Consider the following 16,875-nt stretch of genomic DNA (forward strand, 5'->3'; position numbering starts at 1 on the left):
ATTGGGTGCGTTCTGTAAACCCCTGAATTCTGACTATTTTTGCACTGCCCATACTCAAGCGCGGTGCAGCAGGTTGCGCAGTTTGTTCATGGCGCGCCAGGTGCGGCTGTTTTGCATGGCGTGGAGTTGGGCTTCGGCCTGTTCGGCGCGTTGCAGGGCGGCGCTGAGTTGTTGGTCGGTGTCGTCGATGGGGTGGCTGAATTTGTGGCCTTTGCAGAGTTGGAAGCCGTCGAGGTTGCACGGGGGGATGTCGAAGGCGGGTTTGAGGGCCAGGTGTTCTTCGGCGAGGTAGTAGGTGTTGATGCCGTCGAACAGGATGGACTGGTAGCCGGCGTCGGTCACCAGGGTTTCCCAGGTCTGGTCGCGGGCCCATGGGGTTTCGATGAGGATGATCCAGGGGCGCCAGCGGCCGAAGTCCATGCCGCGCAGCACGGTTTCTTCGTGGCCTTCGACGTCGATTTTCAGGAAGTGGATGGGACGATCCTGGGCGTATTGCTCGCAGATGGAGGCCAGGGTGCGGGACTGGACGGTCTGGGTGCCCACGTCCATGCCGGCGTCGCGGTGTTGTTGGGCGACGCTGGCTTCTACCGTGGACAGGCCGGTGTTCGCGATGGTGTAGAAGGTCAGGCTTTCGGCGTTGTCGCCGGCCACGCATTGCAGGTTGATGTCGTGGGGGCGTTGTTGGCAGAGGGCGTCGTAGTAGGCCGGCACGGGTTCGATGTTGATGCCGCGCCAGCCGCGGTCGTAAAACGCTCGGGTGACTGAATCATCTGTCGGATGGTTGGCGCCGACGTCGAGGTAAAAGCCGTTTTCCACCGATTTGAGGGCGCGCCACAGGCGTATGTCTTCGAAGTTTTGTGCGTAGGAAATGAACGTCACGGCCAGTCCTTGAGTGTGTCGGCGTTGTGTCAATCACGATACGTTTGGCTGTTGTATAGCACGGGCGCGGTGGACGCAATTGTTGGCGCGGAGCAGCACTGAATTCGGCGGTTATGTCGTTTTGCTTAGACGCTTATGCACAACGGGCAGGATGAGACGCAGCGCATCTTGTGATTTTGTGACCGCCTTCGCGTTTCGTCGCAAATGCCTGTTTTCATGGTTTTTTATCCATATGAACAAAAAATGACCAATGCTGATTCGCTCAGGAAATCACGGATTTCTTGGATCCGAGTTTATTTCATCAACAGAGTTATCCACAGGCTGTTTCGTCTCGGCAACGCTCTGCCAGCAACAGCAGGTTGCGCGGCGTCAGCGGGGTTTCGCAGAAGGTGCCGAGGCGAACGTCGTAGCCTTTTTGAGTGAGGAAAAGCGCCCGGTCCAGTACCAGCCAAAGCTCTAGCGGCCGTCGGAAAAGACCTCGCAGTAACTCCAGGTTGCGCACCTCGGCCAGGCGCTGATGGCCTGCTGCTTCCAAGGCGACCCAATCAGGCGTGCCGACTGTGGATAAGTCTTTCAGGATCGCCAGATCGGTGCAGTATTGGGCGAAGGATTTTTCCAGCCAGGCGCTGGGCAGTGAGGGGGTGGACAAGTAGTCGTCGCACCCCCTGATGTGCCGTTGCAGCAGGTCGAAGCCCAGGCGCCAGGCCATGGAGTGGTCCCGTTGTCTTCTGACGCGTGCGCCAGCGGTGACGGTTTCGGTCAGCGGCAGGCTGAGATCGTCTAGCGACAGCTGTAGGGCAGAGCCCTTGGCCGCGTCGGACAGCGCTTGATAACGCTCGCTGCTGATGCGGTTGTAACAGCAGGGCGCGATCGCCAGTTGTGCGCAGCCGACGGCGCTGGCCAGGTGAATCAAGCGCACATGCAAGTCGCCGCAGGCGTGCAGGGCCACAGGCGTGTGTCCAGGATGGAGCGCCTGGGTTGCGTCCGCCGCCAGCACATCTTGTTGCAGGTGCGTGGCGGGCAGGTGATGGCGCAGGCTCAGTTGTTGGCCGCTGGCGACCAGTGCGGGGTCATACTCCAGGCAAGTCAGTTGCTGTTCAGCCTGCAGCAGGCGTCGACCGAGGTGGCCTTTGCCGGCGCACCAATCGAGCCAATGGGTCGGTTGGGTGGTGAAGTGCAGGCGGCTGGCGAAGGCTTCGATCTGCTGCCATTTGCGCCCGGGCACGTCGACGTTGAGGCGATGGCTTGGCGCTTCGAGCGTGCTGGCCGGCAATTCTGCGACAGCGCTCAATGCTCGGGAGATAGCGGCCAATTCCGGGAATGGCGCAGGCGCATCTTCCATCAACCACGGCTGATGATGGTCGTTTTCCGCAGCTTCCAGCGAGCGCTGGCGTAGCCATCGGGACAATTCCGGGTGGGACGTTTCCCAAGGCAGTTGCAGATGGGTGAACGGACGCGGTTTCCACAGTGCCTGGTGCGCCGTGAGAAAAGTATCCAGCGCCGTGAAGCGGGCGAGCAGAGCCTCGCCCGTCAGCACGCCGCAGTCAGCGCCCTTGGCAGGCATCGACGCGCAACCAGCGCTCCAGCTGCTTGAAGCCTTGCACCAGTAGGTAGGACATCAGCAGGTAGAACATGCCGGCCGCAAAGAAAATCTCCACCGGCAAGTAGGTCCGGGCAATGATGGTGCGGGCCATGCCGGTGAGTTCCAGCAAGGTCACGGTACTCGCCAGGGCACTGGCCTTGAGCATCAGGATCACTTCGTTGCTGTAGGCCGGCAGGCCGATGCGCGCGGCACGGGGAAGCATGATGTAGAACAACGCCTTGGGCCGCGACATGCCCAGGGCCCGTGCGGCTTCGATCTCGCCACGGGGGATGGCCTGGATCGCACCGCGCAGGATCTCGGCGATGTAGGCAGCGGTGTGCAGGGTCATGGTGGCCGTGGCGCACCAGAACGGGTCCCGCAGGTACGGCCACATTGCACTGCTGCGCACGGCTTCGAATTGCGCCAGGCCGTAGTAGACCAAAAACAGCTGGACCAACAGCGGCGTGCCACGGAAAAAGAAGATGTAGGCATAGGGCAATGCCCGCACTTGCCACAGGCGCGAAGAGCGCGCGATGCCCAGTGGAATCGCCAGCAGCAGCCCGGCGATCACGGCGATGGCCACCAGCTCCAGGGTCAGTGTCGCGCCTTGGGCCAGCTTGGGCAGCCACTTGATGATGACGTCCCAGTTCATTGGGTACTCCTGGTAAATCCACGGGCGGCGCGTCGTTCCAGCAGGTGCATGCCGATCATGGCGAGCACCGTCAGGCCCAGGTACATGAATGCTGCGACCATATAGAAGGTGAACGGTTGCTTGGACACGGTCACGCCGATTTCCGCATGGCGCATGATTTCTTCCAGGCCGATCACCGAGACCAGCGCGGTGTCCTTCATCAGGATCATGAACAGGTTGCCCAGGCCGGGCAGGGCGATGCGCCACATCTGCGGCATGATCAACCGAGTAAAGATCCGCCACTTCGACAGGCCCAGGGCGACGCCGGCCTCACGGTGGCCCTTGGGAATCGCCAGGATCGCACCGCGAAACACTTCCGTGGCGTAGGCGCCAAAGCACAGGCCCAGGGCAATGACACCAGCGGCGAAGGCATCGAGGGTGAGATCGGGGTTGCCGAAATACTCACCCAGGGCACGCAGCAGGTTGACGGTGCCGAAATAGATCAGCAGCACCCAGAGCAATTCCGGGATGCCGCGAACCAGCGTCGAATAGGTGCCGCCCAGCCATTGCAGCGGCTTGTACGGCGAGGTCTTGGCCAAGGCGCCGAGCAGGCCGAGCACCAGCCCCAGGCAGAGGGCCGTGAGTGCCAATTTGACGGTCATCAGCGCGCCGGCGGCAAGCGCCGGGCCGAATCCGTAGAGATCGATCATCATGGGTAAGAATTCATATCGCGGCAGGCTTTGCTAAGGGCCGGCGCTGCCAGACGGCTGCGCCGGCCAGGCACGTCAGTATCAATAGATACTGAACGGGAAGTACTTGTCGTTGATCTTTTTATAGGTACCGTCGGCAAGGATTTCCTTGAGTGCGGCGTTCAGCTTGTTGCGCAGTTCGTCGTTACCCTTGCGCACCGCAATGGCGATCTTGTCACCTTCCACTACCGGATCCCCCTTGAATTCGTAAGCACGGCCAGCTTCGGTTTTCAGCCAGTCGTAGTTCACGTATTTGTCGGCCAGGATCGCGTCGACGCGGCCGGAGGTCAGGTCCAGGTAGGCGTTTTCCTGGGTGTCGTAGAGCTTGGCGGTGATATCGCTGCCCAGTTCGTCTTCCAGCCAGGTGCCGGCGAGGGTAGAGCGCTGTGCCCCGATGACCTTGCCCTTGAGAGATTCTTTATCGACTTTGAAGTCGACGTTTTTCGGTGCGATGAATTGCAATTTGTTGGAGTAGTACGGATCGGTGAAGTCCACGGCTTGCTTGCGCTCGTCGTTGACCGACAGCGAAGAAATCAGGAAGTCGAACTTCTTGGCCATCAGGGCGGGAATGATGCCGTCCCAGTTGGAAGTGACCACTTCACACTCGACTTTCATCTTGGCGCACAGGGCGTCGCCGATGTCTTTATCGAACCCCACGACCTGGCCGCTGGCATCCTTGTTGTTGAACGGCGGATAGGCCGCTTCGATGCCCATCTTCATTTTTTCGGCCGCCATGGCGCTGGCCGAGAAGACCAGGCCGGCCGCTGCGGCCAGGAGGAATTTCTTGTAGCTCTGCATGTGTACTGCTCCGTTAGCGGTTGCTGGACATGAATTGTTTGCAGCGCGCCGAAAGCGGGTTCTCGAAGACCTGCTGTGGCGATCCTTGCTCCTCGACCAAGCCTTGATGAAGGAACACGACTTCGCTGGAAACCTGACGGGCGAAGCCCATTTCATGGGTGACCAGCAGCATGGTGCGTCCTTCTTCGGCCAGGGCGCGGATCACACTAAGTACTTCCTGGACCATTTCCGGGTCAAGGGCGGAGGTGGGTTCGTCGAACAGAATCACCTTGGGCTGCATCGCCAGTGTGCGAGCAATGGCCGCGCGTTGTTGCTGGCCGCCAGACAGTTCGGCCGGGTAGGCGTGACGCTTGTCGGCGATACCGACTTTGGCCAGCAGAGCTTCGGCCACTTCGACGGCTTCGGCCTTGCTTTGGCCAAGCACCCGGCGCGGCGCTTCGATGATGTTATCGAGCACGCTCATATGCGGCCAAAGGTTGAAGTTCTGGAAGACAAAACCGATCTCGCTGCGCAGGCGGTTGATCTGTTTGCCGTCGGCGGCGACCAGTTCACCGTTTTTCGCGGCCTTGAGCTTGAGCTCTTCGCCGGCCACCAGGATCTGGCCCTGGTTGGGGTTTTCCAGCAGGTTGATGCAGCGCAGGAATGTGGATTTGCCGGACCCGGAGGATCCGAGGATCGAGATCACATCGCCGTCGCGGGCGGTCAGCGAGACGCCTTTGAGCACCTCCAACTGTCCGTAGCGTTTGTGCAGGTTGCGGATTTCAAGCGCGGGCGTGGCCTGGGCCATGTGCGGTCCTCATGGTATGTGCTCCCTTGCTGTTGGCTGCCTTCCTTGGCGAGGCGGCCAAGCTAGCATGCGTCCGAATGGCAGCCAACAGCGCTACGGGGGGTAAACCAATGATGTGCGGCAGGTTGTCGCATCGGCACAGCAGACTGTCGCGCCTTCAACAACCGAACGGCCGTTTGAACCTGGTTTACCGGTGAAAAGTCCGGGGAGTCGCGTAAAAAAAGGCGCGATGGTGCCAGCTTTGGGCGGGGGTTGGAAGGGTTAATCGGATGAGCGTTGCCGCGATCAAAAGTCTGTTGGGTTACTCGGGAGCGTCCTCGAGATCCCACAGTACTTTGAGAACCTCTTTGAAGCTGGCTCGTGCAATTTCGAAATCCGCCTGTACTTCAGGGCTGTGAAGCCAACGCTCCGCTGCTTCCCGATCGATATCGTCAGCCCACATTCGATAAGTGATCAGGCTATTTTCGACCAGGTTTTGGACGGCCATGGCTTCGTTTTCGGCATTTTCACGATTCAGAAGTTCGGGCTGTTCATTCGTCATCACAAGGATTAATCCGAGCATCCTGATCATCATGTCAATGCGCCCCGACTCTTCTTCGGCGTCATGCATCTCATAAAACAGTGACAAGAAGTCTCTTGGGCGTTCTGCGAGTTCGTCTTGCAGGGCATCCAGGAAGTACGGATCGTCGTACTCAGGAAGATCAAACGCCACGGCAGCAGGCTTTGTACGACTGACGCGTAGTTGCTTGGCTTTTGTTTTTGCACGCTTGGCGCGTTTTTGTTGCTTGTTGGCGGAGGCCGTGGGCGTGGTTCCGTTATTTTGTTGAAAAAAGAGTCATGAAATCTGTGGGAGCGAGCTTGCTCGCGATGGCGGTAGAGAAGCCAACAAAGATGAGGGGGTGATGGCCTCATCGCGAGCTACTTCCACAGGAGCCTCAATGGAGTGGTTTTTAACTTCAAGCCCCCGAAGTTACAACCCTGGCGTCGTCGCTGTGGTCCAGTCCGCGATGCGCAGGCCCGGGACTCTATCAAATTCCCTTCGATTGTTGGTCACTACGATCAGCCCGCGAGAACGGGCATGGCCTGCGATCATTTGGTCGTAGGGGCCGATCGGCTTGCCAATTTTTGCCAGCTCGGCTCGGATCATTCCGGTATGCGCTGCGCCTTCATAATCAAAAACTTCAAGCCGGGCACAGAACCCAGACAGGCTCGCGCTCCTGATCGGCAGGCTGTTCACGCTCTGCCATAAAATCTGCTGTCACGGAGTCTCCATTGAACCCGCTATCCCACGCTTCGCCAACGGGTGTGATGACGCGTGCTCTGCCTATGGCAATCACGTCTACACGCTTTACATCGTTTGGCATCGCAACTGCTTTGGGTAGCCGGACGGCCTGGCTGCAATTACTCATGAAAAGGGTGGCTTGTTCGATGTGCAGTCCCTCTTGGAAATTCAAACTAAGCATAGAACCATGCGGGGATATGTCAGCCGGATATGCGTTGCGATGAATGGTTTTCTGATTCCGTTCATCGCCAATAGATCTAAACCTTGGCGTGTAACCACAATCAAAAGAGAACTCATGAGCTGTTTCCAGTACCTGGAGTCCTCGCCATGAAGCATAACCATTACTTTTTGCTGCCCTTCCTTCTGCTCGGCATGCTGTTGTTCCCCATCATGCTCAACGCCACCAGCCTGGCCCCGGTAGACACTGCCGGCGTGCAGGTCCAGCCGCAGCAACAGAACGGCATCACCTACTTGTCCGGTGGCATTGGCGAGGATGAAGCCCGGGCCATCGGACAGGCCCAGGCTTACAACCTGCACATGACGTTCGCGGTCGGCCCGGAAAACAAATACATCCCGGATGTGCATGTCGTCGTCCAGAACGCGGCGGGGCAAGCGCTGCTGACGCTGGACGAGGCGGGACCGCTGGTTTACGTACAGTTGCCGCCGGGCAAGTACACCGTGGTGGCGACACGCAACGGCGAGGCGCGGCGCGACACCGCCGACGTCGGCAGCGGCGCCACGCGCAACCTGGTGTTCCATTGGAACGGTGACGAATAACCGGCCGGTTATTCGCTGGCCGGTTCTTCCATCGACTGGCGATAACGGTCCAGCGCCTCGCTGAAGTCCTGGATGAACTCCGGGGTGCTGAGCCAGCGCTGCGCCGTCTCGCGGTCCATGTCATCGACCCACATGCGGTAGTCCACCAGCATGTCGGCCGCCAGGTTGGTGGCGGCCATGCTTTCGTTTTCGGCGTTTTTCAGGTCGAGCAGACCTGGGCGTTCGATGATCATCACGCTCAGGGACGCGAGCAACGTATCGAGCATTTCACTGCGGCTGATGGCCTCGGCTTCGCGCAGCTTGGCGAACAGTTCCAGCACGTAGACCGGTGGCTGGGCGGTGGCGTGGGCCGGGTCGCCATACATTGGGATCGATTTGCGCCCGCTCATGCGGATCTGCTTGGCTTTGTCTTTGGCGCGCTTGGCGCGTTTTTGCTGCTTGTTCAGTGAGGCCATTGGGCTTCGGTTTCCAATTCGTTAGGGGACAGTGCCCGGCTCAGTCGATTTTCGGCACGCTAAAGCGCAATTCGCTGCCCTGGCCTGGCTGGCTTTCGGCGTGCAGTTTACCGCCATGGGCCTGGATGATGCCCCTGCCAATTTGCAACGCCATCCTGATAGCGACTGTCTTCCCCTCAGACGCCAGGCCCGGTTGCCATTTCCTCAAGTCGGGCGCGTTCACGATCCAGTTCTCTGCTCAGCTCTTGCTCGGTGGGCAGTACCAGCTGGTACTGGCTGGCGAATAGCTGTTCGTTACCTTGCAGCACGGAATAACGCACCACCGATTCGTCTTTCTGGGCGCACAGAATGATGCCGACGGTGGGTTTGTCATCGGGGCCGCGCTTGAGGTCGTCGTAGAGGCGCACATACATGTCCATTTGCCCGATGTCCTGATGGCTCAGTTCGCCACGTTTCAGGTCGACGATTACAAAACACTTGAGCAGATAGTTGTAGAAGACCAGGTCGAGGTAGAAGTCTTTGCTTTCGGTACTGATGCGTTGCTGGCGGGCGATGAAGGCGAAGCCCTTGCCCAACTCAAGCAGGAATCCCTGTAATTGGTCAATCAGGGCCTGTTCCAGTTCTGTTTCCAGGAGCGTGCCGGCATTGGGCAGCCCGAGGAACTCCAGGACCACCGGATCCCTGACGATATCCCTGGGGCCGAGGTTCAGTTCCTTGAGATTGACGAGGGCCTCCTGCTCCACTGCCGGCCTGTCGCGGCTGGCCAGTAGGCGTTCGTAATAGAAGGTGCCGATCTGGCGTTCCAGGGCGCGGGTGGACCAGTTTTGCGTTGCTGCTTCATTCATGTACCAATGACGTGCATTGTCATTTTCAACACGGAGTAGTAGGCGATAGTGGGTCCAACTCAATTCGTGACGCAGTGCGTCACACATTGGAAATGCTTGATAAAAAAGTCGCATATAGCGCAGATTAGACGCATCAAACCCCTTGCCAAACCGCGCCGTCAGCACTTTCGCCAGCGACGGCAGCAGACGTTTTCCATAAGCCGCTCGTTCGGCGCCTCCTTGCTCGAACTCAATGATATGTCGCCCGATTTGCCAGCACGTTTGCACCTGCAGGGTATCGACGGCGCGCAAGACCTTCTGGCGTGCCTGCTGGATCAATTGGCCGAGTTCACTGATCAGTGGCGCGAGCTGCGGGTCGTCTTGAGGTGAAATTGAAGTCATCGATGTGTCCAGCCATTGAGAAGGGGTGGACCCAAAGCATGCTCCAGAGGAAGTTTTGATGATGCAGGACCGGGCTGATTGGCCTGGAGGATTAAAAGCTGATTCATGCAGGACGGATTTGACGCCGCCCTATGTCGATTGACCCTGGCTTGTAGGAGCTTTCTCTGAGGGTTGTCGTCCATCGCAGACGCTTTCATCACAAAAGCGCTTGGCGGGATGACGGTCAGATCGAGCCTTGGGCCAGCGCCTGGGACGCGGCCACATAATCGGCCTGGAATGGCTTGCTTTCCACCCAGTCCAGCGCGGTCTGTTCATCCACGCCCGTGGTCAGACGGCGGTATTCGATCAATGCGGTAATGATGAAGTCGGTCGCTTCTTCCTCGCCTTCCTGTTCCAAAACCAGCGCCAGCAGTGGATGGGCCAGGAACGCTTCGCACATCGCTTTCTGGCTGACCTTTTCGGCGGCACTCATGAGTTGGAACAACTCCGTCAGGTCCACGGTTTCCAGATCGATGCGCTCGTCGTTCGGGTCGAGGAAATCGTTCGGCGCAGCAGCACGCCGGGTGCGGTTCTGCTTGGCTTTCGCCTTGGCGCGCTGGCTGCGCTTGTGCTGTTTGTTCGCCGATGACATGGCCGGATTCCTGATGGATAAGGCCATCTATCCTACAGCTTCAACGCCGACGCTTCGAATCTCAATCCACTATGAAGAGCGTAGCTCCCGATGAAGTGGAGGATCGATGAGGCTCGGCCTGGTCTGCTACTTGGTAGCTCATGCCGGGCCTGAGCAAGAATTGCCGGCCATCTTCAAGTTCAGTATTGAGTTCGCCCTTGAGGCAAAACAGGATGTGGCCTTTGGTGCACCAATGGTCGGCTAGGTACCCCGGCGTATATTCCACCATCCGCACGCGAATGCTCCCGAACTGTTGGGTGCGCCAATAAGCGGTTCCGGTGACGCCTTTGTGCTCGGTGGGTTCGATGGTTGACCAATCGGTGGTGCCAAAGGGGATGCCGGTGATGTCCATGTCGACTCGCTTGCTGGAGGGGAGTGGACGAATGTAGCCGAGTCGATCAGGCGGAGAAAGAAAATCCCGGACAATAAAAAACCCCGATCAATTTCTTGATCGGGGTTTTCGGTATTTGGTGCCCAGAGACGGAATCGAACCGCCGACACGGGGATTTTCAATCCCCTGCTCTACCGACTGAGCTATCTGGGCAACGGGGCGCATTAAACGGGTTTTTCAGGGGGGCGTCAAGCACGTTTTCAAAAAATATTTAATTATTACCGTCGCTTACGATCCGCCCCCACGCGGGACAGCTTATTCGGACGGCGGTACGTAGCCTTCGGCCTTGGCGTAATCTTCGCCGGAAAAGTACTTGTCCATCTCGCCCTGAAGGTATTTGCGATCTTCAGCGTTCATCATGTTCAGGCGTTTTTCATTGATCAGCAGGGTCTGGTGTTTCTGCCAGTCGGCCCAGGCCTTGGCCGAGACATGGTCGTAGATGTCCTGGCCCTTGGCACCCGGGAACGGTGCACGTTCCAGGCCTTCCAGTTCTTCTTTGTACTTGCGGCACATGATGGTGCGGGTCATTGCAACTCTCCTGCGTTCATTACGGCGGCCGCGCGTTCGAGCAAGGTTTTGACCGGGGCGGCAAGGCCCAGGCGCGGCGGGGTGGCGAGGTTATACCAGAGCCAGTCGGCCTCGGCCACGTGATGGCCGGTTTCCCGGACCCGGACCAGCCAGGGTTCGATCGCCAACTGGAAGTGGCTGAAGGTGTGCACCAGGCTTGGCATTTCCTGTTGGCTGCCCAACTCCAGCGAGTGTTGCAGGGCCAGATGCTGCAGGTCGTCGAGGTCGTCGAGTTCCGGCAGGCTCCACAGGCCGCCCCACAGCCCCGTGGAAGGGCGACGGTAAAGCAGGATTGCGCCTTCGTTGTTCGCCAGCATCGGCATCAAGGTACGCTTCTTGGGCACTTCCTTGCGAGGCTTGGGAATCGGGTAGCGGGTTTCCAGGCCCAGCATGTGGGCCTCGCAGCCTTGCTTCAGCGGGCAGAGCAGGCAACTGGGCTTGCTGCGGGTACAGAGTGTGGCGCCCAGGTCCATCATCGCCTGGGTGTAGGCGTTGACCCGGTCTTGCGGCGTGAAGCGCTCGGCGGTGGCCCACAGCTGTTTCGCCACCTTGGGTTCGCCTGGGTAGCCTTCCTGGGCGGTGAAGCGCGCCAGTACCCGCTTGACATTGCCATCGAGGATCGGTGCCCGCAGGCCCATGCTGATGCTGGCGATGGCGCCGGCGGTGGACAGGCCGATCCCCGGCAGCTCGGTGAGTTTTTCCACGTCCCGGGGGAATTCCCCGTCGTACTGCTCGACGACGATTTTCGCGGTTTTCTGCAAGTTGCGTGCACGGGTGTAATAGCCCAGCCCGGTCCACAGGTGCAGCACTTCGTCCTCCGGCGCGGCGGCCAGGGCTTGAACGGTAGGCAGCGAGGCCATGAACCGGTCGAAGTAGTTGAGCACGGTACTGACCTGGGTCTGCTGCAGCATGATTTCCGAGACCCATACCCGATAGGGCGAGATGGCCTGCTGCCAGGGCAAATCGTGGCGCCCGTGGCGGTCGAACCAGTCCAGTACGGCGGTGGAAAACTGCTCGGCTCTCATCGCTTGAACAGCCCCTTGAGCGCATCTTTGAGTTCGGGGCTGACCTTGTCGCCCAGCTTCTCATCGATCTTGTCGCCGAGACGGTCGCCGGCCAGTTTCGCCGCGACCTTGCCCAGCCCGTCGTTGTCCAGGCGACAGGCCTTGGCGCCGAGTTCCAGCGGGCCGCGGCAGCGCAATGGCCATTCGACGTCGACGTAGCGTTCGTTGACCTGGCAGGCCGGGTCGGGCATATCGCTCTTGTCGCCTTCGACGATGACGCCGACGCGATAATCCATGCCCAGTACACGCAGGTCGATGTCGCCGTTGCCGTTGACGGTCATGCCGGGGATGCGGACTTTCAGGTCCGGGTTGTTGGCAACGCCATTGTTGAAGGTGAGATTGCCGTTGAGTTGCTGGAACGGCGTGTCCTTGCCCCGGGGTTCGCCGCTGAGGCTCTTGCGATTGAGGGTGGCGATGCCTTTGCACAATTGCTGTTCGAGGTTGGCATTGAGCAGCACGCCATCGTTGATGACGAACCCGGCGGTGCCGTTGAGGCTGTCGATCAGGGCTTTCTGGCTATTGCCGCTGGCGGTGATCGCGCTGTTGACGGTGACGAGGCCTTTGACCGGCGGATTCTTGCCTTGGCTTTCGATGATCTTCTCGGCAGGGACCCGATTGATGCGCGTTTGCAGGCTCAGTTGCGGCGTAGGCTGGCGCACGTCCAGGGTGCCCTTGGTTTCGAAGTTGCCGCTGTACAGGTCGCCTCGCAGGTTCTCCAGGGTCAGCAGGCCGCCTCGGCCGGTGGCCTTGAGCGCAGCGTTCTGGATTGGCAGTTTATCGAGGGTCAGTTGCCCGAAGGCCAGGTCAGCATCGAGGTCCAGCTTGCTCAGGCGTTCCACTGGAAACAGTCGATCGTTACTCCAGGCGCCCTGGGTCGGGGCGCTTGGCAGCGGTGTACTGCCGGCACCGGCCATGGCGCTGGCTTCGGTGTTGCTGACTTCAGCCTCACGGGCCGCCTTGGAACTGTCGGCTTCGGCGGACTTTGGCGCCAGGTAGCGGTCGACGTTGAACGTGTCGGCCTTGAGCTGCGCGCGCAGGGACTGCTTGGCGAAGTCCTCCACGGCGATGCGACCGCTGAAGTTGCTGTCGTCCACTTTCAGGTTGATGTCGTTGAGCTCGACACTGGTTGGCGTACCGGCAATGCGGCTGGACAGTTCGACCTTGCTCAGGCTGCCTTCGGCCATGGCTGGGAGTTTCTGGCCGATGCTTTCGACGAACTTCGCCAAGTCGAACTGGGCGATGGACACGCCGCCATTCAATTGCGGGGTCTTGTCGAGGTCGTTGACCTTCAGTTCACCCAGGGCGCGCAGTTGATTGAGCGACAGCTTGATGCCGGTCCACTCGGCGACGTTTGCGGCTTTGTCCAGGAACAGTTGGCCTTGGACGGCGAAGTTCAGGGTCTTGCCCTGCAAGGGATCGCCGGTGGCTTCGCCGGACAGTTTCAGGTCTTCGAACTTGTAGCGCTTCAAGGCACGTTCGAAGCGCAGTTCCCCCGTCACTTCGGTGCGTACGCGTACGGCCGGCTGGTTGCTGGACAGGAATGCGGTCAGGGTGACTGGAATGTTGGTGGAATCGTGAACCGGGCCGGTGCTCAGTTGGATGCTCTCGGCCGTGAACAGCTTGCCGGTCTGCTCGTCGGTGTATTCGACCCGGGCGTTGTTCACGGTCAGGCTATCGATATCCAGTCGGGTCGGCTGGGCAGGTTTTTCTGCCGGGGTACTGACGGGCGGGGTCGGTTGTTGGGATGGCACGGGGGCCGGCGCGTTCGCCGTCGACGCAGAGGCCGGCACCTTGCCGATGTCTTCCCAGTTGCCGTGCCCGTTCTTGTCACGATTGAGCCGCAGGTTCAGGCCTTCGACCCGCACATCGCTCATTTGTACTTCCCGGCGCAGCAGCGGTATTACCCGGACCGAAAGGCCGAGCATCTGCAGGTCAGCGAAAGGCTGGGTCGGACTGGCCAAGGTCGCGACGCTGGCATCGTGCAACTCAAGGCCCAGCCACGGAAACAGGCTCCAGCCAATGTCGCCATTGAGGGTCAGCTCGATGTGGGCCTTGTCGCGGGCTATCTGGCGGATCTCTTCTTTGTAGTCGTTGGGATCGAACAGGTGGGTCAGGGCAAAGCCCAGGGCCACAATGATCAGCAACAGCCCGAGAAGTACCAGACCCAGGATTTTGCCGAACGCTTTCATGGGCGAATCCTTGTAGGTTGAGTTCAAAATTTAGCCGGGAGTATAACGCCCCGAATTAGTGGCGCGTTGGGTGATCGTGTCTCACTCCCTCGCAGTCAGGCCGGCAGGTGTGATCCTGTGGCGAGGGAGCTTGCTCCCGCTGGGCTGCGAAGCAGCCCCAAACCAGGCGAATCGGTGTGCCTGAACACACCGAGGCGTTGGGTTTGGGGGGACTGCGCCCCCCAGCGGGAGCAAGCTCCCTCGCCACAGGGATTTGTGTTCGGCTTTAACTAGCATTCGTCCAGCGGCAATCTCAATTTGGCCGCCAGCGCCTGGGTTTGCAGATGCCCGGCCGGGGCCAACAAGTGCAGCTCGGCACCGCTTGGTGCGGCCATTCGCCGAGCTTCGCTCACCAGCCGTTCAGCCACGCCACGGCGACGGGTAACGTTTCGTACGCACAGGTGGGACAAGCGCCAGGCGTTCTGGTGCCGTTGCAGGCGTGCTGCGCCGAGCAGTCGGTCATTGAAGCGTGCCGCGATCAGCGAGCCTTCCTCAAGGCATTGCTTGATCAGTTGCGTGGCATCGCTAAACGGTTCGAACAGCCAGGCCGGGGCATCCCGGTAGATTTTCTGCAGGTCCTGTTGGTCCTGACAGCTGGCGTCTGTAATGAGCTCGACAACGATGGGCATGGAAATTCCTGAAAAAATAAATCGTTAGCCCCCTATAGAAAGCCGGCGGGCGTGCGATAAGACAGATGGCAGGAAAAAGGTGATATCACTTTGGTTTTTCTGCCGCGAGCAAATGGTAACCTTTGCCCGTTCGTCCGTCCTTCTGCGACTTGATGTCGCACACTATGGAGCTTCACCAGAAAATACAGCCATGCCTGCGTGCAATGAAGGCTGAGGGTGACGCGTGGCTGACGGACCATTCCAATAACTGGGGGATACACAATGAGCACGAGCATCACGGCTGGCGGCATCGCCGACCAGCCAGCGTTCCTCTCCAAAGAGCGCATCATCGCCAAGCCCGGTTTCAACCGGTGGTTGGTTCCACCGGCCGCACTGGCTATTCACCTCTGCATCGGCATGGCCTACGGCTTCTCGGTGTTCTGGCTGCCACTGTCCAAAGCCTTGGGTATCACCAAGCCTGTGGCCTGTGCACCGGATATGAGCTTCATCTCGCAAGTCTTTTCGTCCCAATGTGACTGGCCGATCTCGATGCTCGGTTGGATCTACACCCTGTTCTTCATCTTCCTGGGTTGCTCGGCAGCCATCTGGGGCGGCTGGCTGGAACACGCCGGGCCACGCAAGGCCGGCGTTGTATCGGCCTTGTGCTGGTGCGGTGGCCTGCTGATTTCCGCGCTGGGTATCTATACCCACCAGATCTGGCTGATGTGGGTCGGTTCCGGTGTGATCGGCGGTATCGGCCTGGGTCTGGGCTATATCTCCCCAGTGTCGACCCTGATCAAGTGGTTCCCGGACAAGCGCGGCATGGCCACTGGCATGGCGATCATGGGCTTTGGCGGCGGTGCGATGGTCGGTGCTCCGCTGGCCGCCGCGCTGATGAGCCATTTCGCTTCGCCAACCGGCGTGGGCGTATGGCAGAGCTTCCTGGTCATGGCCGCGATCTACTTTGTGTTCATGATCGGTGGCGCCTTGTCGTACCGCGTCCCGCCAACCGGTTGGAAGCCTGAAGGCTGGACCCCGGCACCGAAGAAAGCCGCGAACGCGATGATCACCCATCGCCACGTTCACGTGAACGTGGCCTGGAAAACCCCGCAGTTCCGTCTGGTATGGCTGGTGCTGTGCCTGAATGTATCCGCCGGTATCGGCATCCTCGGCATGGCTTCGCCTCTGTTGCAGGAAGTGTTCGGTGGCAAGTTGCTCGGCAACGACCTGCCGTTTGGCCAACTGGACGCTACGCAACTGGGCCAGATCGCGGCCATCGCGGCCGGCTTCACCGGTCTGTTGAGCTTGTTCAACATCGGCGGCCGGTTCTTCTGGGCATCCTTCTCGGATTACCTGGGTCGCAAAAACACCTATTTCGTGTTCTTCGCCCTGGGCTTTGCCCTGTACGCGCTGATCCCGAACCTGGGTCACCTGGGCAGCGTCGCGCTGTTCGTGGCGGCGTTCTGCATCATCCTGTCGATGTACGGCGGCGGTTTCGCCACTGTGCCGGCGTACCTGGCGGACCTGTTCGGTACGCAAATGGTCGGCGCGATCCACGGTCGGCTGTTGACCGCCTGGGCGGCGGCAGGCGTGCTGGGTCCGGTCCTGGTGAACTACCTGCGTGAATATCAGCTGAGCATCGGCGTCGAACGTGCCGCAGCCTATGACATCACCTTGTATATCCTCGCCGGCCTGCTGGTGCTGGGCTTCCTGTGCAACCTGCTGGTCCGCCCGGTCGCCGACAAGTACTTCATGACCGACGCCGAACTGGCCGCCGAACAGGCGCTGGGCCATGACAAGGGCGCCGACAGCAGCACTTCGCTGGAATGGAAAGCCGCGCCGGGCACCAAGCCCCTGGCGATCGCCGCCTGGCTGGTGGTGGGCATTCCGTTGGCGTGGGGTGTGTGGGTGACCCTGCAGAAGACAGCGGTGTTGTTCCGCTAAGACCGTTGCCCTGTGTCATCGGCTCAGGGCAACCCTTGTGGGAGCGAGCCTGCTCGCGATGGGGGCGTGTCAGTCGACATCATTGTCTGCTGACCCACCGCCATCGCGAGCAAGTTCGCTCCCACAGTCGTTTTGGGTGATGGCAAAGACTTGTATGGACATGTCTATCGCCGACAGCGCGGGAGACAACCCGTCAGGGATATCACCTCCCGTGTTTCTGTTTGCCGCTCGCGCCCC

The 16,875-nt window shown here is 59.9% G+C and carries 18 protein-coding genes, 1 tRNA gene and 1 pseudogene; 2 read left to right on the forward strand and 18 right to left on the reverse strand.

Going from position 1 to position 16,875, the window contains the following annotated elements; translation table 11 throughout:
- Window positions 1–54: 54 nt before the first annotated feature.
- From BLO97_RS06980 to vapB, 9 genes and pseudogenes are all read right to left on the reverse strand, one after another.
- Complete coding sequence (locus tag BLO97_RS06980; RefSeq protein ID WP_092146501.1) at window positions 55–879, reverse strand: FkbM family methyltransferase; 825 nt, start codon at window positions 877–879, stop codon at window positions 55–57.
- Between the two features lie 310 nt (window positions 880–1,189).
- On the reverse strand, window positions 1,190–2,443 hold the full coding sequence (locus tag BLO97_RS06985; RefSeq protein ID WP_092345420.1) for a methyltransferase: 1,254 nt from the start codon (window positions 2,441–2,443) through the stop codon (window positions 1,190–1,192).
- Complete coding sequence (locus BLO97_RS06990) at window positions 2,424–3,113, reverse strand: ABC transporter permease (RefSeq protein WP_092146498.1); 690 nt, start codon at window positions 3,111–3,113, stop codon at window positions 2,424–2,426. The genes BLO97_RS06985 and BLO97_RS06990 overlap by 20 nt, the downstream gene beginning before the upstream one ends.
- Window positions 3,110–3,805 carry an ABC transporter permease gene (locus BLO97_RS06995; protein ID WP_063323379.1) on the reverse strand — a complete coding sequence of 232 codons (696 nt, stop codon included), beginning with the start codon at window positions 3,803–3,805 and terminating at the stop codon, window positions 3,110–3,112. The genes BLO97_RS06990 and BLO97_RS06995 overlap by 4 nt, the downstream gene beginning before the upstream one ends.
- Window positions 3,806–3,883: 78 nt before the next feature.
- Window positions 3,884–4,639 carry an ABC transporter substrate-binding protein gene (locus tag BLO97_RS07000; RefSeq protein ID WP_072342838.1) on the reverse strand — a complete coding sequence of 252 codons (756 nt, stop codon included), beginning with the start codon at window positions 4,637–4,639 and terminating at the stop codon, window positions 3,884–3,886.
- Between the two features lie 13 nt (window positions 4,640–4,652).
- A complete protein-coding gene (locus BLO97_RS07005; protein WP_014336086.1) occupies window positions 4,653–5,426 on the reverse strand; it encodes an ABC transporter ATP-binding protein in 774 nt (257 codons plus the stop codon).
- A gap of 301 nt (window positions 5,427–5,727) precedes the next feature.
- The gene (locus BLO97_RS07010) at window positions 5,728–6,138 is read right to left on the reverse strand and encodes a hypothetical protein (protein WP_175456236.1); all 411 of its coding nucleotides are present in this window, start codon (window positions 6,136–6,138) and stop codon (window positions 5,728–5,730) included.
- 258 nt (window positions 6,139–6,396) lie between these two features.
- Window positions 6,397–6,639 (reverse strand): annotated as a pseudogene (locus BLO97_RS07015) (PIN domain-containing protein); the annotation flags it as partial.
- A complete protein-coding gene (vapB, locus tag BLO97_RS07020) occupies window positions 6,608–6,856 on the reverse strand; it encodes a type II toxin-antitoxin system VapB family antitoxin (RefSeq protein WP_092146642.1) in 249 nt (82 codons plus the stop codon). The pseudogene BLO97_RS07015 and the gene vapB, both read right to left, overlap by 32 nt.
- A 179-nt stretch (window positions 6,857–7,035) precedes the next feature.
- Between vapB and BLO97_RS07025 the strand changes: the two genes are divergently transcribed.
- Window positions 7,036–7,485 carry a peptidase associated/transthyretin-like domain-containing protein gene (locus BLO97_RS07025; RefSeq protein ID WP_092146496.1) on the forward strand — a complete coding sequence of 150 codons (450 nt, stop codon included), beginning with the start codon at window positions 7,036–7,038 and terminating at the stop codon, window positions 7,483–7,485.
- A gap of 8 nt (window positions 7,486–7,493) precedes the next feature.
- Here the strand turns inward: BLO97_RS07025 and BLO97_RS07030 are convergent, their stop codons facing one another.
- The 9 genes from BLO97_RS07030 to panM form a co-directional block, all read right to left on the reverse strand.
- Entirely contained in the window at window positions 7,494–7,940 is a 447-nt protein-coding gene (locus tag BLO97_RS07030) for a hypothetical protein (RefSeq protein WP_092146494.1), read from the reverse strand.
- 176 nt (window positions 7,941–8,116) lie between these two features.
- A complete protein-coding gene (locus tag BLO97_RS07035) occupies window positions 8,117–9,166 on the reverse strand; it encodes a PDDEXK nuclease domain-containing protein (protein WP_092222271.1) in 1,050 nt (349 codons plus the stop codon).
- Between the two features lie 223 nt (window positions 9,167–9,389).
- Complete coding sequence (locus tag BLO97_RS07040) at window positions 9,390–9,797, reverse strand: hypothetical protein (protein WP_063323372.1); 408 nt, start codon at window positions 9,795–9,797, stop codon at window positions 9,390–9,392.
- Between the two features lie 61 nt (window positions 9,798–9,858).
- Entirely contained in the window at window positions 9,859–10,188 is a 330-nt protein-coding gene (locus BLO97_RS07045; protein ID WP_063323371.1) for a DHCW motif cupin fold protein, read from the reverse strand.
- A gap of 116 nt (window positions 10,189–10,304) precedes the next feature.
- Window positions 10,305–10,380 (reverse strand) — tRNA-Phe (locus BLO97_RS07050).
- Between the two features lie 102 nt (window positions 10,381–10,482).
- Window positions 10,483–10,755, reverse strand: coding sequence for an oxidative damage protection protein (locus tag BLO97_RS07055; protein WP_003196814.1), 273 nt, complete (start codon window positions 10,753–10,755; stop codon window positions 10,483–10,485).
- On the reverse strand, window positions 10,752–11,819 hold the full coding sequence (gene mutY / locus BLO97_RS07060) for an A/G-specific adenine glycosylase (RefSeq protein ID WP_092146490.1): 1,068 nt from the start codon (window positions 11,817–11,819) through the stop codon (window positions 10,752–10,754). Before mutY ends, BLO97_RS07055 begins: the two co-directional genes overlap by 4 nt.
- The gene (locus BLO97_RS07065) at window positions 11,816–14,047 is read right to left on the reverse strand and encodes an AsmA family protein (protein WP_072342853.1); all 2,232 of its coding nucleotides are present in this window, start codon (window positions 14,045–14,047) and stop codon (window positions 11,816–11,818) included. Before BLO97_RS07065 ends, mutY begins: the two co-directional genes overlap by 4 nt.
- Window positions 14,048–14,316: 269 nt before the next feature.
- A complete protein-coding gene (gene panM / locus BLO97_RS07070) occupies window positions 14,317–14,715 on the reverse strand; it encodes an aspartate 1-decarboxylase autocleavage activator PanM (protein ID WP_092146488.1) in 399 nt (132 codons plus the stop codon).
- A gap of 261 nt (window positions 14,716–14,976) precedes the next feature.
- Between panM and BLO97_RS07075 the strand changes: the two genes are divergently transcribed.
- Window positions 14,977–16,638 carry an OFA family MFS transporter gene (locus BLO97_RS07075; protein ID WP_092146486.1) on the forward strand — a complete coding sequence of 554 codons (1,662 nt, stop codon included), beginning with the start codon at window positions 14,977–14,979 and terminating at the stop codon, window positions 16,636–16,638.
- Window positions 16,639–16,875: the final 237 nt, after the last annotated feature.

The sequence above is a fragment of the Pseudomonas sp. NFACC05-1 genome, from assembly GCF_900100135.1.
Classification (GTDB): Bacteria; Pseudomonadota; Gammaproteobacteria; order Pseudomonadales; family Pseudomonadaceae; genus Aquipseudomonas; species Aquipseudomonas fluorescens_Q.